Below are 17,853 nucleotides of genomic sequence, written 5' to 3'. Positions count from 1 at the left end.
GGGCTGATAAAAAGGAGTCTTACCGATGTCAATATTAAAAAGACTCACGAGGCCTATTATACAATAAATAGGTAAGGAACTGTTTTAACAATTTGGTTTTACTTCAACTGTCCATTCGAATGGATCTGGCTCATTACCATTTTGAATACTAGTGATTGTATGATAAAGCTTTTTTGATAATGATCCAGTCTGCCCATCGTTAATCACCATTTTTTCACCTTCCCAATTCAATTCCCCAACAGGAGAAATAACTGCAGCTGTACCTGTTCCGAAGATTTCCTCAACTAACCCTTTTTTGTAGCTTTCATAAATTTCATCAATAGATATCCTGCGCTCAGTAACAGGAATACCCCAGTGATTTAAAAGTTGAATGACTGAGTTTCTTGTAACGCCTTCTAGGATACTGCCATTTAAGGCTGGTGTGACTACTTCTCCATTGATTTTAAAGAAGATGTTCATACTTCCTACTTCTTCAATGTACTTTTTCTCAATTCCATCCAACCAAAGAACCTGTGAATAGCCTAGTTTTTCTGATACTTCCTGTGCTTTCAGACTCCCTGCGTAATTTCCTGCAGTTTTCGCCTTTCCTGTACCACCAGCAACAGCACGAACATATTCACGCTCTACAAATATCTTTACTGGATGAATTCCTTCCTTATAGTAAGATCCGACAGGGGAAAGGATAATCATTAATCGATAGGTTTTTGATGCGGCTACTCCTAAATATGGTTCTGTTGAGATGATAAAAGGACGGATATATAGGGAAGTTCCCTCAGCTGATGGAATCCAATCTTGATCCATACTAATTAATTGTTTTAAGCAATCTAAAATAAATTCTTCTTCAATTTGTGGTATACATAAGCGATCATTCGACATATTCAATCTTTCCATGTTTTTTTCAGGTCTAAATAAAAGCACCCTGTTATCTTGTGTTTTATATGCTTTAAGCCCTTCGAATACGGTTTGTCCATAGTGGAAAATCATAGCAGCAGGATCTAAGGAGATAGGCTGATAAGGTACAATTCGGGGATCATGCCATCCTGTTCCTTCTGTATAATCCATTAAGAACATATGGTCTGTAAAGTGTTTTCCAAATTCAAGTTGATTAGGATCAGGCTTTTGTTTTTTTTCTTGATTTTCGATGATAGTAATTGAATAATCTCTCATTTTTAGTCCCTCTTTATCTATAAAATTTATTTTTAAGTTTTATTATTCCACCAATTTTCTAATAAATCAATTTTATTTAGTAAATAAAAATACTCCCCCTCAAAAAAGAAGAGGGGAGAATTAGGTAAGAATAACAAAAAGAATAAGCAGCATTCATTCGAAAAATAATCTTGTCACCAGGTTCAAATTGATTTAAAGTATACCACCAATTTTTTAGATACAACATCTTGTTAGACCGATAGGAAATTATTGCTAACTGAAACTTTTACTATGGTTGCTTCAAATTTACCTGAGGTGTCTTTCGAAACACCTCAGGCGCTTACAATTAATAAACTACCTAATAAGACCCTAGACAAATCTCACTATATGATCTAAATGAACTGTCTAGTTTTGTTAACAAAATTGTGAATAATAGGAATATACATAACGAAAAATGAAATATTCATTATGTTACAATTGACATATAACATAAATCATATCGAGTGGAGGGAATATCATTGAAATGTCCTGTTTGTGATAATGTAAGTATGAAAGAAGTAGAAAAGGAAAATGTATTAATTGATATTTGTCCTAATTGTAAAGGTGTTTGGTTAGATCGAGGAGAATTAGAAAAAATTACACAGGGCTTGAAAGATGATCAGCAATATTATCAGTCTTATCCATCAGAAGAAAGATCCTACCAGGAAAAACACTATTCCAAAGAATATGATAAAAAATATAACAATCATTCCTATCCACCGAAACATAAAAAGAAAAAATCGATGATGGATATTCTTGGTGATTTATTTGACTAATTAGAGGTGTCTCTCCTTAGATGGGGAGGCACTTTTTATTAAACCAATTCATTATCAAATGTATATATATGCTGGTTATAGGTATTAATTTCCTAACCATTGACTACGATTATAAAAAGTGAAATAATAACATGAAAATATTCCTTTTTTCGACAAATTCAGACAGTTTAATTTATCCAAGGTAGTGGAGGGGAATATCATGGGTTCCGATGGTAAAGAGGCAAATAAAGGAATAATGGATTCAGTAGAGATAAAAAAGTATGAACAAGATGATCATTTGACTAGTTTTAATCAAGCATACCAGGCCATTTTAGATCATCACCCTGATCTTGTATTTACATTAGATTTAACAGGGAATGTTCTATCATTTAATAATAAGGTCCCCTCAATGTTTGGATATGATAATAGTGAAATAAGTGGTTCGTTTAAAAAGTATGTAGCACCAGAATCATTAGATCATTCCATCTATTACTTTCAACAAGCATGCAATGGTAGACCTGAAAATTATGACATTGCCTTACTACATAAAAATGGGTCTGCCATTGAAGTAAATATTAATTTAATTCCTATTATTAAACACAAAAAGATTGTTGCTATATTTGGTATTGCTAAAGATATAACGAAAAGTAAGGGAATTGAAAAGAAGCTCAAAGAAAATGAAGAGCAGTTTAAAAAAATTTGCAATAATTTAGAAGTATGTATTTGGTCACAAGATCTTAAGACTAAAAAAATATTATTTGTTTCTGAAGGACTTTATAATATTACAGGTTATTCTTCTGAGGAGATGATGACCAATTCCTTTCTATGGAAGGATATTATTTATGAGCAAGATCATTCCATTTATTTTGAGAAGCAAAGTGAGTTAAAGAAAGGGAAATCCATTCATCATCAGTACAGAATCATTCATAAGAATGGTTCGATTCGTTGGCTGCAGGATCAAACGATTCCTTTTATAAACGAAAAGGGAGACATTACAAGACTGGATGGAATTATTTCGGACATAACAGAACAAAAAAGCAATGAGGAGCAAATTGCTTATTTTGCCTATCATGATTATTTGACGGATTTACCGAATAGAAGAATGTTTGATGAAGTATTGCAATCATTGATTGAGGATTCACAGGAAAAAAATCAATCATTTGCCATTATTTTTCTGGATATGGATCGATTCAAATACATTAATGACTCTTTAAACCATGATATTGGCCATGAACTATTGATACAGATCGGACACCGATTAGTTGAAATGATACCTGATAAAGAATTGGTTGCTAGAATCGGTGGAGATGAATTTGCCATTTTGTTAAGAAATAACAAGTATATTTATGATTTAAATCAAGTAGGGGAACAAATTATTAAAGGAATAAAAGAACCGTTTACTATAAATGATTATGAGCTGTATGTTTCTGCAAGTGTAGGGATTTGTCAATATCCTTTAGATGGTAAGGATGCATGGACTTTGCTAAAAAATACAGATAGTGCTCTTTATCGAGCAAAGGATCTTGGGAAGGATAATTATGTTATATATTCCCAATCAATAATGAAGTGTCCAAATAAATCTACATTCTTTGATAAGGATGTAAGAAGAGCATTAACTAACAATGAGTTTAGGGTTGATTTTCAACCTAGAATTGATGTTAAAACAAATAAAATGGTCAGTGCTGAGGCATTAATACGTTGGGAGCATCCAGAACGAGGACTTGTCCTTCCAGGAGAATTTATTCCTTTTGCTGAAGAATCAGGCTTAATTGTAGACATTGGAGACTGGGTTATTCGATATGTATGTGAACAAATAAGACATTGGCAAGTTCAATCCATACCGGTCGTCCCTGTTTCAATTAATATTTCACCGAAAAGTTTCTTGAAAAGAAACTGGAGTATAGGTGTAATGCAAATTTTGCAAGATACTGGGGTTAGTCCAAACTTGCTTGAATTTGAAATCACTGAAAGAATTATTATGCAAAATGAAAAGATAGTCTATGATTCGATAAAAGATTTTAAAGAAAGAGGGATTACATTCTCTTTAGATGATTTTGGTACAGGATATGCTTCTATTACCTATTTGAAACAATTTCAATTTGAATATGTTAAGATTGATCGTTCGTTAATACAAAATATTCATTTGGACTCTCAAGATGCTGCCCTAACAAAGGCAATTATTGAATTAGCACATGGGCTAAGGATGAAGGTTGTTGCAGAAGGAATTGAAACAGTTGAACAATTTCAGATTCTACAATCGTTTCAATGTGATGAAGTACAAGGGTATTTATATAGTAAGCCTTTAAAGACTGAGCAGTTTGAATCATTTATGAGTAAGGGGATCCATTAAAATCGATGATTAGGGATGAAAGGAGTTTATACTCCTTTTTTTTATACTTGACAATAGTCAGAATACTGGATATATTAAATTTTAAGTAATTCCAAGTTTTCTTATAGGAATATATAATTTAGTTTTTTCTTATCTAGAGCGGTGGAGGGACTGGCCCTATGATACCCGGCAACCTTAATCTCCTTGATTAAACGGTGCTAATTCCAGCAGAGCAAATAGGTTCTGAAAGATAAGAGGAGATTGTTCAAGTATTTTGAGCCTTTCTTCTTTTCGGTAGAAGAAAGGTTTTTCGATTTTTAGGGGTGATGAAAAAGTGGGTAGTTGAAGATGATATCCTTTTTGTTGGCTAAGGTACAGAAAAATGTAAAGAGAGGGGATTTTTTTCATGGAGAACAAAAGGAAGGTAGTTAGCATTATTAGTTGTTTTGCATTCGTTATGTTATTGGCAGGCTGTACAACATCAGCAAATCATTCATCAACCGATGAAAATGGAACGAAGATTCGTAAGGTGAAAGTAGCTTTTGATCAATCCTCCAAGCCTATTTCATACATAGATGAGAATGGGAATCCAACTGGGTATGATGTAGAGGTAATGAAATTAGTCGATAAACTCTTACCTGAATATGAATTTGAGTATGTAGGTACAACGAGTGATGATTTACTATTAGGGGTGGAACAAGGGAAATTTCAGGTTGGAGTAAAAAATGCATTCTGGACCGAAGAAAGGACAAAGAAATTTATTTATCCTAAAGAATTTCTTGGACTGAGTAGTACAGGACTTGTATTAAAGAAAGAAAATAAGGAGATTAAAAGTTTAGAAGACTTTGCTTCTGCGGGATACACCCTCGCACCGATTGCCGCAAATAATGCTCAGTATACAGTTATTGATGAATATAATCAGTCACACCCAGATAATAAAATTAAGCTCAAGGCAGGAGAAACCTTTTCGGTTGATGTTGTTCAATGGGTGAATGAAGGACGTGTAGATGGTGGAGTAATGATTGAGGGTCCTTTTAAAAAACAGGTAGAGGAGAAAAATGGTCCTTATCATCATTTAGTTAATGATGTTGTCTATAATGAATTCGCCGTAATAAAAACCTGGCCACTATTTAATAAAAAAGAGCAGGAATTTGCGGATGCATATGACCAAGCGATCAAACAACTGCAAGAAAAAAAAGAAACGAATGAGTTAAGTAAGAAATTTTACGGAAGAGATTTATTTGAAGTATTAGATCAAGCGAAAAAGTAGGGAAAATGGAGGGGGATAATGGAAAAATACTTTGATGCATCTTATATATTCAAATCCATCCCAATGCTGCTTCCTTTTCTAAAAGTAACATTTATTGTTACTGGCTTATCGGTAATGTTTGGAACCATTCTAGGGTTTATTTTGGCGATAGGAAAAATAGGAAAAGGTAAAATTGCTAGAAAAATTGCTAATGGCTACACCACTGCCTTAAGATGTACGCCATCGATTGTTTTGTTATTTCTAGTCTATTATGGGGTTCCAGCACTATTAGAAAAATTTTCAGTTCAGACTAGTAATGTAGACAAAATTGTTTTTGTAGTAATTACTTTTTCTCTTCAGTTTGGCGCATTTATGTCTGAAGTAATAAGGAGTGCGTATGAATCTGTGGATAAAGGGCAATTCGAGGCTGCTGTTAGTGTGGGATTAAGTCCTTTTCAGGCATATAGAAGAATTGTCTTTCCACAGGCATTTGTAGTAGCTATTCCAAACTTTGGAAACAGTCTATTGGAGTTAATTAAAGAAGGCTCTTTAGCATATACGATCGGCCTAATAGATGTAATGGGGAAAGCCAATCTCATTATTGCAAGTAATTATAATGCACATGCTTTAGAGATCTATTTGGCATTATCGATCATCTATTGGATTATTTCTATTGTGATCGAACAAGTATTTTTAAAATTTGAAAAGGGATTTAGTAAAGGAAAACAATCATTGAAATCAACATAAGGAGGAACGCGAGTGCAGGGTAGCTTTAATCTTGAGTTTTTAGTCGATACGTTTTTTGTTGCTTTATCAGGCGTACCCACTGCCTTAATTATAACGATTGTCGCATTAATAGTCGCCTCACCATTTGGTTTTTTATTGGCATTAACAAGAATTAATCGCATCCCAATTTTAAGTCAATTTTCGAGAATATATGTTTCATTTGTTCGTGGAACACCTGTAATCGTTCAGATATTTATTATCTATAACAGCGTACCTTTAGTAATATCATCATTATTCTCTAAGCTCCATATAGATAAAAATGTTTATGAGGTGAATCCGATATGGTATGCATTTATTGTATTTTCTCTAAATACGATTGCCATCTTAATTGAAATATTTCGTTCCTCATTAATAACAGTAAGTAAAGGACAATTAGAAGCTGCCCAATCTGTCGGATTAACGAATGTTCAAGCCTATCGAAGAATTATTATTCCACAAGCATTAGTGGTGGCATTGCCAAATATTTGCACCGCTACGGTAAATCTGATAAAAGCAACTTCCTTAGGCTATGCTATGTCCTTACCTGAAATTACTTTAAAGGCAAAGGTAGCGGCAAATGTAGGATATAACTATGTTGAGGCCTATATTGATATTTTTCTCGTGTATTTGATTATTTGTAGCTTAACGGAATATGGGTTCAAGCTATTTGAAAGAAAACTTAGCTCCTATAAAACAACTACAGCAAAAGGGGGGCAACAGTATGCTTGAAATTAAGAATGTGCATAAAACATTTGGGAAAAGTGAAGTATTAAAAGGGGTAAATTTGAGCATAAGTAAAGGAGATGTTGTTGTTATTCTTGGTCCTAGCGGATCTGGTAAAACGACATTGTTAAGATGCATTAATTTTCTTGAAAGGGCCGATCAAGGTCAGGCTGTTTTTGGGAATATGAATGTAAATCTTAAAGCAGCTACTAAAAAACAAATTCATGAGGTCAGGCAAAAGGTTGCGTTTGTTTTTCAAAATTATAATCTTTTTAATAATAAAACAGCATTAGAGAATGTAACAGAAGGTTTAATTATTGGAAGGAAAATGATAAAAGAAAAAGCAATTGAAATTGCAAAGAAATCTTTGGATAAGGTTGGATTATCGGATAAATATAATGCTTATCCAAATGAATTGTCAGGTGGGCAACAACAAAGAGTAGGTATTGCAAGAGCGATCGCGTTGAATCCAGAGATTATCTTATTTGATGAACCTACTTCAGCTCTTGATCCTGAGCTGGTTGGTGAGGTTTTAAACATCATGAAGAAGATTGCCAATGAAGGAACGACAATGTTGGTAGTTACACATGAAATGTCATTTGCACAGGATGTAGCTAATCGTGTTGTATTTATGGATGAAGGTGCGGTAGTAGAGGAGGGGACACCGAAGGAAATTTTTACACAACCTAAGGAAGAAAGGACACAACAGTTCTTAAAACGAGTCCTACCGAAGGAATATATTTATTATATTTGAGAAAAGAACAGGGTTTTCTAGTAAGAGGATAAATTTGTCCTCTTATAGACAACCCATTTCTAATGCTTAGCATTGTTGTTATTTAGGTAAATGTATTAACGTATAAAAAGAGTTTAAGAACGAGAATTCTTTTTAATTCACTGATAAACGAACTGCAAACATGAACCATGTTACATGAAAAAAACGACGGTAGGGGGCTTTTTCAAATGTAACAAACGAACGAAACCATTAAATAGACAAATCAAGAACAATTGGGATGGGGGTATTACCAAACAAATAGACCAACAATCATTGCACTAAGTAAGGATACTCCAATCCCGCTTACTAATAGCTTCCATACATTTTTGCCAATAATTTCGGAGCTCTCTTCACCGAAAATAGAGTTGTAGGTTCCATAAATCATACCTACTGTACTAAAATTAGCAAAAGACGTTAAGAAAGTAACCGAAACTGCTATCGTATGGGGCGCCATATTTTTGAGATGGTTTTTTAGATCCATCATTGCTACAAATTCATTTGTAGAGATTTTGATGCCCATTAAAGACGCAACATACATCGCGTCTTGACTTCCTAATCCAAGTAGAAATGCAAAAGGACTGAAAATAAATCCAAAAATCCTTTGAATTGTTAGACCATGGATAAAGAAACCTAGAATTCCATTTAAGCAAGAGGTGAGCGCTACGTAGCCAATGACCATTGCCACAATAACAATGACCATCCGCATTCCAACAAGCATACTATTTGAAATGGTTGAGAAAAAGTCTTTTCGATCTTTCTTTGGCGGGACATACACAATATTTTCCTCTTTACTCACAACAACAGGATTTAACATACTTGCAAGTAAAAGTGCGTTTAAACAATTTAAAGGAATTGCAGCAAATACATATTCTGCAGGAACCATTGATAAATAAGCACCTATAATTGATCCACTAATACTACTCATACTCATGATTCCAAATGTTAATAATCTCTTTCCTTTAAGAACCATTAACTGTTCTCGAATAACGGCTAATGCTTCTGTATTTCCTAAAAACATCATTTGAATGGAGAAAAAGCTTTCAAGCTTCGGTAGACCAGAAACCTTTGATATCCCCCATCCAACCTTATCTATGATCCATTTCATAATCCCTAAATACGTAAGAATATCAAAAAAGGTAACAATGAAGATAATAGGCATTAGTGCACTGAAGAAGAAATCGACTGTCTCGTTTTTCATTACAGAAGGAAAGGCGAAAGAAATTCCCTCATTTGCACAAGAAACTAACCATGAGAAGAAGGAGGCAATTTGATCTATTACCCATGATCCTACAGTGGTTCCTAACATAAACCATGTAATGAGCAATTCAACGATTAACAAGCTAATGATCGATCGCCAATTGATTTGTTGCTTTACTGGTGAACATAGATAGATGAGAAAGCCGACAACGAGTATGCCGAGTACATTTATTATGAAAAACATATCATCACTCCAACACCTATTGTCCCCATAATAATAGACCCTATTCATACATGTAATTTATTAAAGATAACAAGGAAGGGATAAAAATCTCTAGTTCCTAAAACCCCTTTATAATTATCTGTAATAATGGGGAAAATGTATGACAAACTGCGCTATTTGGTTAATATTACTAATGATATCGAAGTTGCGTATGATCTATGAAAACTTATATTATAGGTAAAAACATATGAAAAGTTCATAATTGTTGTGATATGAGGAAAGAGAGGAACGGCTTATGGAACGTTTCTTAGAAGATGTAGGCTCTAATGTACAAACTTTCTTTACTATATTTGATTCGATCACCGATTTAATTTTTATTATAGAGTCAGATGGAACTTCTTTTCGCTATGTATATGCTAACCATTCAACTTCTAAGGTTCTTCAATCGGGAAAAAATATTGTAGGTAAAAGGGTGGAAGAGATTGTTCCGAAAGAGCACGCTTCTAGGATGATTTCTTATTACAATAAGGTGATTTTAACAAGAAAATCAATAGAATTTATCCAGAAGATTGTAACATCTGAGGGAGAAATGATAGGAGAAACATCTCTTAATCCATTAATCCAAAATGGACAAGTAAGATATATTATAGGAATTGTCAGAGATATTACTGAAAGAAAAAGAAAAGAGCAAGAAAACATAGAAACAAAAAGAAAGCTAGAGAAGAGTCAAAAACGATTATCTTCCTTGGTTGAGCATAATAGTGATGCAATATACGAGTCGGATTTACAAGGAAATTTTATTAGTATTAATAAAGTAATTACGGAAATTACAGGGTTCCGTACAAATGAACTTGTTGGGAAATCAATTACCAACTTTATTGTTGAAGAATATTTAGAAGAAACCACTCTCCATTTTAGAAAGGCTGTGAGTGGTAGAAATGAAGAGTATGAAACTTGGATCTATACAAAGAGTGGGGAAAAGGTTCATTTAAATGTTAAAAACGTACCAATTATTGTTGATGGAATCGTAGTTGGTGTCTATGGAATTGCACAAGATATTACGGAGAAAAGTCGATTAGAAACACGGTTAAAAGAAAGTGAGCAAAGGTACAAATCCTTATTTGAGAATCATCCTGAGGCTATTTTCTCTTTTGATCTTAACGGGAATTTTACAAGTGGGAACCTAGGAGTTGAAAAGGTAACTGGTTATTCATTTGATGAGTTAATTGGAACGTCATTTATCCCTTTAGTTGATTCGAACGATCTGGAAAGAACATTATTCCATTTTAAACAAACGATTGAACAGAAAAAGGCAGTAAACTATGAAATCAAATTAAAACCTAAGCTTGGATACTCAAAAGAAGTGTTAGTAACCAATATTCCAATTATTGTAGATAATCACGTAGTAGGAGTACATGGAATTGCTAAAGATATTACGGAAATTAAAAAAGCACAAAAGGAACTCCAAACAAGTGAGGAGAAATTTCGATTAATTACTGAAAATGCATTTGATGTCATTAAGATGATTAATCCACAAGGAATGATAGAGTACGTATCTCCATCGAATGAGAAAATTCTTGGTTATCCCAGTTTGGAGTACGTTGGTCAATTATTTACGAAATATATTCACCCTGATGATATTCCAATCATAAAGAAAAGATTTGAAGACTTTCTAAAGGGCGCTAAACCAACATCTATAGAGATTCGATTACGACATAAGAAGGGGCATTATATATGGTTGGAAATTACGACTACCCCAATAATCGAACAAGGAGAAGTTATACAGTTAGTAACTGTTGCTCGAGATGTTACTGAAAAAAAGAAGCATCGTGATGAATTAGCAAAAATGGCCTTTTACGATTATCTAACTGATTTGCCGAACCGACGTACCTTTGATGATCGGCTAGAGATGGCAATTCGTAATGCAAATCGTTCAAATAAGAAAGTGGCTCTTATGATGATTGATGGACGGAAATTCAAACTTGTGAACGATACATTTGGTCATGATGCTGGAGATGCAGTACTAATAGAAATGGCGAGGAGACTCAAAGCATGTGTCCGTGAAACCGATACCGTTGCTAGATTTGGAGGGGATGAAATAGGAGTAGTTCTCCCAGAGATAGATTCTGTTGATATTGTAGAAGATATTGCTAAACGAATTATAGATTCATTTGAAAAACCATTAATTTTTAAACAGCATCAAATTCTTTTAGGTGCAGGAATTGGCATTGCTCTGTATCCAGATCATACGATGAAAAAAAAGAATTTAATTAAGTTCGCCGATGAAGCATTATACCGTGCGAAAGAATCGAATTATAGTGACTATTTTATTTTTCATGAAAATATATAAAAATGATTCGTTAAGCAGAAGGAAGAGCCGACTTTCTGGAACAATTATGTATTAAGAGATAGTGATAGAAAATCATCACAGATTCATGTAAAATAGAAGTTATGTGAAAAAGTATCTTTGAAAAGAGGGTAACGAATGACTAAAGAATCCATCTATGGATTAACAATAGATCAATTAACAGACTGGTTTTTGGAACATGGACAAAAGAAATTTCGTGCACAACAGGTGTGGGAATGGCTATATAAAAAACGTGTAAAAAGTTTTTCTGAAATGAGTAATATAAATAAAGATTGTATCCAATTATTAGAAGAGCATTTTAACATGCATACACTACAACTTGAAATTAAACAGGAATCAAAGGATGGTACCGTAAAATTTCTATTTAAACTACCAGATGGAAATCTAATTGAAACCGTGCTAATGAGACAAAAATATGGTTTATCGGTTTGTGTAACAACCCAGGTAGGTTGTAATATCGGCTGTTCTTTCTGTGCAAGTGGAATTTTACGAAAAAATCGCGATTTAACGAGTGGTGAAATCGTTGAACAAATCATGAATGTACAATTGCATTTAGATGAAATTGGTAAAGATGAAAGAGTAAGTCACGTAGTAGTGATGGGAATCGGCGAGCCATTTGATAACTTTACGAACTTAGTTACATTCTTAAAAAATATCAATTCACCTAAAGGTCTAGCAATTGGTGCAAGACATATTACTGTTTCAACTAGTGGACTTGCTCCTAAAATTTACGAATTTGCAGACTTAGATTTACAAGTTAATCTTGCTATTTCTTTACATGCACCTAATAATGAGCTACGTACACAAATTATGAAAATCAATCGTGCTTATCCATTAGAGAAATTAATGCCTGCTATTGATTATTATTTAGAAAAAACAAATCGTAGAATTACCTTTGAATATATTCTATTAAATGATGTGAATGACCATAAAGAGGAAGCATTACAGCTTGCTAAGCTTCTTCAAAATAAACGCCATCTTGCATATGTGAATCTCATTCCGTATAACCCGGTTAGTGAACATATTCAATATAAAAGAAGTACACAAGAATCAATAATGACATTTTATGATACATTGAAAAAGAATGGAATTAATTGTGTTGTTCGTCAAGAGCATGGAACGGATATTGACGCTGCTTGTGGACAATTAAGAAGTAAGCAATTAAAGAAGGCGAATTAAATTGTATACGAAAAAAGAGGGTGACCATGTATGTCTTGCACTCCAAGTGGAATCTAAACTTTGGGGATGCAGACATCATTCATCCTCTTTTTTATTTTGGCTGTTTTTGTGTAGTAGGTTGTTTTGTTAAAGCTCACCTGCCCGCTTTTACAAAAGCGATTTTTATAGAGTTTGCAGCACTTTTCTTAGTGAGTGTTAGCAGTCTGTAAATAGTTATTCGTTAAAACTTTAGTTAATTAGCAACAATGTTTAAGAAAAGAGCCTTTATTTTCGAAACATTACTTTAATAATCCCAATCGGAAGGCTGATGCCACAACCTGTGTACGATTTTTCGCTTTAAGCTTTGTCATTAAACTACTCACATAATCCCTTACTGTATGTTCACTTAAATATAGTAACTCCGCCATTTTTTTATTATCATACCCTTCAGCTAGTAAATCAAGAATCATCGTCTCTCGTTCTGTTAGATGAAGACCTGTTGTTTTCGCTACCTGTTCACTCTTTCTTGCAAAAAATAGACCAAGGCGTATGCCTACTTCTTCTAAAATATCCAGTTCCTCTTTAGAACAATCAAATTCCTCGCCTAATTGATCAAATGTTAACCATCCATATAATTGATTATCATGTGCAATTGGGATAAATATAACAGAAGATAGATTAAATAAATGGATATGCTCTTCTTTAATGAAATTTTCGGGATTCTTTAAAAAAATGGGCTGTTTCGTATTAAATAGCATTGCTTGCTTAGGATTGAGATGACCTTTCATACTTTGTACCTTCGGAAGTTCAGAACCTATTACCCCATAGAATTGATTAGACCACGGAATATAAGCATAGAATACGCATCGTTTAAAGTGAAAATATTCTTCACATTTTTTTAAGATAAATGCTAAATCATGAACACCTGAAGATAAAATAAGTAGTTTATTAAGTTGATCAATTAACTCGAACTTCGTCAGTTCCTTATTTTTATTATGTTGTTTCCCATTCTTTTTTGGAGCCTCTATCCATTTTTCATAGCTGAAATCAAGATAAGTAAAGATAGATAATAAAAACATTAAAAAAGAACTTGTTCGGTTATGTTTTATTTGGAGCATAAGTGTAATAAATGATTTTTCAAAGAGTAAACGAAACAAGTTAAAGCGTTTCATTGTCAAGGTTGATAATTGGGATTGGAGCCAATTGTCTAAATAACTCTTATATACGTCATTGCCATTCTGTAGGTTTGGTGATGTTAAAAATTGCAAAAATGTATCGAGTAGATTTTTGATGACTTTTCTATCAGATTCTGAGATGGCTGTTTCTAAGTTCAAGTAAGAATTGATATTTTCCTCGAGTTGTTGATGATGGGATTTAATAAATATGATAAATTGTTCAAACGTAATTTCTTCGTAATGACCTAACGCTTGTGTCATAAGAATTCAATCTCCTTAAAACAAAAAGTACCCCTATAAATGGTGGATATTCATTTTACAATTATACAGCATTATATAGGATAGTATTTAAAAATGAAAGGAGTAGGATAGAAGTATAGCCAGTGATTGAATCTATATGTTCTATATTTATTAGTAAAATTATTTACTTCTGTTTTTTCCTACTTAGGAAATAATATTAATCGAAAGAAGAGTGAAATTCATGAGACTTGAAAATAAAGTAGCTATTATTACCGGCGGTGGCACAGGCATTGGCAGGGAAACAGCTCTTTTATTTGCAAAGGAAGGGGCAAAAGTTGTCGTTACCGATATTAATCAAGATTCTGGAAGTCAGACTGTAAAGGACTTACAGGCTAATGGTAACGAAGCATTATTTATTCATCATGATGTGAGTAACGAAGATGATTGGAAAAAGGTAGCAAAAGAAACGATTGATCAGTTTGGGAAAGTAGATATTCTTTTTAATAATGCAGGTATTTATAAGATTAAACCACTAGCAGAAATTGAATTAGACGAATGGAATCGCTTAATGTCAATCAATGTAACAGGTGTATTTTTAGGAATGAAACATATTATGCCATTAATGGCTAAACAAAAGAAAGGTTCAGTTATTAATGCCTCATCAATAGCTGGCTTAATGGGCTCTCCTGGACATGTTCTATACGGTGCAAGTAAAGGTGCTGTTCGTATTATGACTAAGGATGCTGCGATGGAATATGCTCATGTTGGTGTAAGAGTTAACTCGATCCATCCTGGATACATTGATACAGGAATGGCAGATTATGCTTCTGAGGTTACAGGAAGTTCAAAAGATGAATTAGGCAAAAGCTTATTCCCTCTCGGACATCTAGGATCTGTTAAAGATGTAGCCAATACTGTGTTATTCCTTGCTTCTGACGAATCTGCTTTTTCAACAGGTGCTGAATTCGTTATAGATGGTGGGGCAACTGCAAAATAATAAATAGGTATCCTTTAAAAGAGGAGAAGAAGCGAAGTATAGTTCAAGATTTTATTGAAATGGAGCGAATAAGATGAAATTAGAGAATAAAGTAGCTATTGTAACTGGTGGAGCAAGTGGAATTGGTGAAGCAACGGTTCGCCTTTTTGCTGAGGAAGGTGCACAAGTTGTCATTGCGGATTTTTCTGATCGAGGACAAGCATTATCTGATGAGTTAAATGCCAATGGCTTCGATACATTATTTGTTAAGACAGATGTAACTAAAGAAGAAGAAATTAAACATATGATTTCTGAAACAGTGAATAAATATGGCAAGCTAGATATTATGTATGCGAATGCCGGAGTTGCAGATGATGCACCTGCACATGAGCTAACATATGAAAAATGGAAACGAACTATTGATATTAACCTATCAGGTGTCTTCCTTTCTGATAAATATGCAATCGAACAATTTCAAAAACAAGGCACTGGTGGGGTCATTGTTAATGCTGGGTCAATCCATAGCTTTGTTGCATTACCAAATCCGACTGCTTACTCTTCTGCAAAAGGCGGGGTAAAACTATTAACACAAAATTTATGTACAGCATATGCAAAGGATGGAATTCGTGTAAATGCAGTTTGTCCTGGCTATATTGATACACCATTATTAAATAAGGTTGACCCTAAAACAAAGGAATACCTAGCATCACTACATCCACAAGGTAGACTTGGTAAACCTGAAGAAATTGCAAAGGCGGTTTTATTCTTAGCAAGTGATGATGCAAGCTTTGTTAATGGAACAACATTACTTGTTGATGGTGGATATACTGCACATTAATAATTGGTTTAAACTAAATAAATTGGGAGTAGTCCAATAAGGATTACTCCTTTTTGCGTTTTATATTTATGAAGTGTTTTAACCAATAAAAAATGAGTTGAAGAGCAACATATAATAACACTGAACCTAGTACAAAAGCGACAAACTACAGTTTTAATTTAAAATTAATTTTTTATTGATACCATTTCACTTGTTCTATTGAAAGTTATTGTAGAAATGTAAAGTGGGGGGACATCAATTGAAAAAATTTATTATAATACTACCTTTATTAATGATTATTGGAGGAATGGTGATTGTTTTAAAAAATATGAAAAGTGAAGGCAGCTCAGTAATACCTAAGACAGCAGTCTCTTCTGCATATGATGTTGAACGTTTGGCTACCCAAGAAAAAACAAGTAGCGATATGATGAAAACATATAAAAAAGGAAATTATAGCCTTACACATCCGTATATTATCAAGGACCCCTATAATGTAGCACCATTAACAGCCTTAGTTATGTTTAAAACAAAAGAAAAAACCAAAATTACAATAACGGTGGAGGGCAAGGATACCGAATCAACTATTACTAAAACTATTTCTGATTTTAAAACAGAACATGAAATACCGATTATTGGTTTATATGCGGAGTATAATAATACTGTAAAGATTAAAAGTGAAGCGGAAGATGGGACTGTAAAAACGAAAGAATTAAGGATTGAAACAGAGTCTTTGCCAGAAGATTTTTTAAAAAATGAAGTCGTTAAAGCGAATAAAGAAAAAATGGAGGATGGTCTAACTTTTATTGAGTCCAGTTTTGGATATGGATACGCAGTAGATAATAATGGGGACGTAAGATGGTTTAGCTCACTGCCAATACATGCCACATTCAAGCGATTGAAAAACGGAAATGTTTTGTACGTTACAAAAAAGGATAAGCAATATAATGAAATTTTAGAAATGGACATGCTTGGAAAATTGAGCAATGCCTATACCATCCAACCTCAAACTTATACTAACTCAGATGTGATCCACCATGATCTAATTGAGATGCCAAATGGAAATCTACTAGCTACAGTGAATTCTGATGAGAAGTATATTGAAGATGTTATTGTGGAAATCGATCGTCAGACAGGAGAAGTTGTCCATACAATTGACTTAAAGGATATTTTACCAGAAAATTTTTATATAGAATATGATGGACCTAGCGGGGAAGATGGTGAGGTAGATTGGTTCCACTTAAATGCCATTGTGTATGATGAATTTGATGACTCTCTTATTATATCTGGTAGGCATCAGGATACCGTAATAAAAATAAATTATTCAACAAGCAAGATAAAATGGATCCTAGCAGATCATGAAGATTGGCCGAATTCCTATAAGAAATTTTTATTAACTGAAAATGGAAAGGATTTTAAATATAATGCCGGCCAACATGCACCAATGATTTTGCCGGATCAGGACAACAATTCTGATACACTGGATATCCTATTATTTGATAATAATAATGTAATTTCTCGTGGCAACAAAACAGAAAGTCAGAAATATAGTCGCGCAGTTCAATATCGGATTAATGAAAAAACTAGAACAGTAAAAGAAGTATGGTCCTATGGAGAAAGCAGAGGGAAAGATTTCTTTTCTAGTATTGTTGGAAATGCAGTTTATCAACATAGTACGGGGAACCGACTTATTACATCTGGATACATTGTAGGCGAAAATGATTCTGCTGAAAGTAGAGTAGTCGAGGTAACAAATGATTCAAATGCAAACGTAGTCTTTGAATTAAAGATGACTGGTTTCGAACAAGGCTCACATCGTCAAGTTTATCGAGCATGGAGAGGGTCATTATACCCTGATTTGTGGGAATTTAAGCTTGATTACTAAGCAATAATTAGATTGAAATAACATAGTTGGGGCTATCTG

Annotated in this window: 14 protein-coding genes and 1 riboswitch; of the genes, 11 read left to right on the top strand and 3 right to left on the bottom strand. The window is 33.6% G+C overall.

Annotation, left to right across the window (positions count from 1 at the left end; genetic code table 11):
* Positions 1 to 84 precede the first annotated feature (84 nt).
* Entirely contained in the window at positions 85 to 1,167 is a 1,083-nt protein-coding gene (locus tag NST63_RS23055) for a branched-chain amino acid aminotransferase (protein ID WP_212943664.1), read from the bottom strand.
* A 497-nt stretch (positions 1,168 to 1,664) separates the two neighbouring features.
* Between NST63_RS23055 and NST63_RS23050 the strand changes: the two genes are divergently transcribed.
* The 6 genes from NST63_RS23050 (at position 1,665) to NST63_RS23025 (ending at position 7,760) form a co-directional block, all read left to right on the top strand.
* Entirely contained in the window at positions 1,665 to 1,961 is a 297-nt protein-coding gene (locus NST63_RS23050) for a TFIIB-type zinc ribbon-containing protein (RefSeq protein ID WP_212943666.1), read from the top strand.
* 199 nt (positions 1,962 to 2,160) lie between these two features.
* Positions 2,161 to 4,290 (top strand): sensor domain-containing protein, encoded by a 2,130-nt coding sequence (locus NST63_RS23045; protein WP_212943668.1) that lies wholly within the window; start codon positions 2,161 to 2,163, stop codon positions 4,288 to 4,290.
* 126 nt (positions 4,291 to 4,416) lie between these two features.
* A riboswitch (SAM riboswitch) is annotated at positions 4,417 to 4,526 on the top strand.
* Between the two features lie 149 nt (positions 4,527 to 4,675).
* Positions 4,676 to 5,539, top strand: coding sequence for a transporter substrate-binding domain-containing protein (locus NST63_RS23040; RefSeq protein ID WP_212943670.1), 864 nt, complete (start codon positions 4,676 to 4,678; stop codon positions 5,537 to 5,539).
* 18 nt (positions 5,540 to 5,557) lie between these two features.
* Positions 5,558 to 6,265: an amino acid ABC transporter permease gene (locus NST63_RS23035; RefSeq protein WP_212943672.1), complete on the top strand. Its 708-nt coding sequence runs from the start codon at positions 5,558 to 5,560 to the stop codon at positions 6,263 to 6,265.
* A 12-nt stretch (positions 6,266 to 6,277) separates the two neighbouring features.
* Positions 6,278 to 7,012 (top strand): amino acid ABC transporter permease, encoded by a 735-nt coding sequence (locus tag NST63_RS23030; protein WP_058003198.1) that lies wholly within the window; start codon positions 6,278 to 6,280, stop codon positions 7,010 to 7,012.
* Positions 7,005 to 7,760 carry an amino acid ABC transporter ATP-binding protein gene (locus NST63_RS23025; RefSeq protein WP_341043830.1) on the top strand — a complete coding sequence of 252 codons (756 nt, stop codon included), beginning with the start codon at positions 7,005 to 7,007 and terminating at the stop codon, positions 7,758 to 7,760. Before NST63_RS23030 ends, NST63_RS23025 begins: the two co-directional genes overlap by 8 nt.
* Positions 7,761 to 8,025: 265 nt before the next feature.
* Here the strand turns inward: NST63_RS23025 and NST63_RS23020 are convergent, their stop codons facing one another.
* Positions 8,026 to 9,219, bottom strand: a complete 1,194-nt coding sequence (locus NST63_RS23020; RefSeq protein WP_212943674.1) for a nucleoside transporter C-terminal domain-containing protein — start codon at positions 9,217 to 9,219, stop codon at positions 8,026 to 8,028.
* A 274-nt stretch (positions 9,220 to 9,493) separates the two neighbouring features.
* Between NST63_RS23020 and NST63_RS23015 the strand changes: the two genes are divergently transcribed.
* Both NST63_RS23015 and rlmN read left to right on the top strand, forming a co-directional pair.
* Entirely contained in the window at positions 9,494 to 11,548 is a 2,055-nt protein-coding gene (locus NST63_RS23015) for a sensor domain-containing protein (RefSeq protein WP_341043828.1), read from the top strand.
* Positions 11,549 to 11,683: 135 nt separating this feature from the next.
* Positions 11,684 to 12,745, top strand: a complete 1,062-nt coding sequence (gene rlmN, locus NST63_RS23010) for a 23S rRNA (adenine(2503)-C(2))-methyltransferase RlmN (RefSeq protein WP_058003194.1) — start codon at positions 11,684 to 11,686, stop codon at positions 12,743 to 12,745.
* 278 nt (positions 12,746 to 13,023) lie between these two features.
* Here the strand turns inward: rlmN and NST63_RS23005 are convergent, their stop codons facing one another.
* Positions 13,024 to 14,160 (bottom strand): LuxR C-terminal-related transcriptional regulator, encoded by a 1,137-nt coding sequence (locus tag NST63_RS23005; RefSeq protein ID WP_212943678.1) that lies wholly within the window; start codon positions 14,158 to 14,160, stop codon positions 13,024 to 13,026.
* Between the two features lie 220 nt (positions 14,161 to 14,380).
* Here NST63_RS23005 and NST63_RS23000 point away from each other — a divergent pair, with 220 nt between their 5' ends.
* The 3 genes from NST63_RS23000 to NST63_RS22990 all read left to right on the top strand — a co-directional run bounded on the left by NST63_RS23000 (position 14,381) and on the right by NST63_RS22990 (position 17,814).
* The gene (locus tag NST63_RS23000; RefSeq protein ID WP_341043827.1) at positions 14,381 to 15,136 is read left to right on the top strand and encodes an SDR family NAD(P)-dependent oxidoreductase; all 756 of its coding nucleotides are present in this window, start codon (positions 14,381 to 14,383) and stop codon (positions 15,134 to 15,136) included.
* A 73-nt stretch (positions 15,137 to 15,209) separates the two neighbouring features.
* Complete coding sequence (locus NST63_RS22995; protein ID WP_259548124.1) at positions 15,210 to 15,953, top strand: SDR family NAD(P)-dependent oxidoreductase; 744 nt, start codon at positions 15,210 to 15,212, stop codon at positions 15,951 to 15,953.
* 238 nt (positions 15,954 to 16,191) lie between these two features.
* Entirely contained in the window at positions 16,192 to 17,814 is a 1,623-nt protein-coding gene (locus NST63_RS22990; protein WP_341043825.1) for an aryl-sulfate sulfotransferase, read from the top strand.
* Positions 17,815 to 17,853 lie beyond the last annotated feature (39 nt).

Origin of the sequence: Heyndrickxia sp. FSL W8-0496 (genome assembly GCF_038007825.1) — a bacterium.
Taxonomy (GTDB): Bacteria; Bacillota; Bacilli; order Bacillales; family Bacillaceae_C; genus Heyndrickxia; species Heyndrickxia oleronia.
Note: the sequence above shows the minus strand (reverse complement) of the source record. Positions and strands in the feature narration are given on the sequence as shown.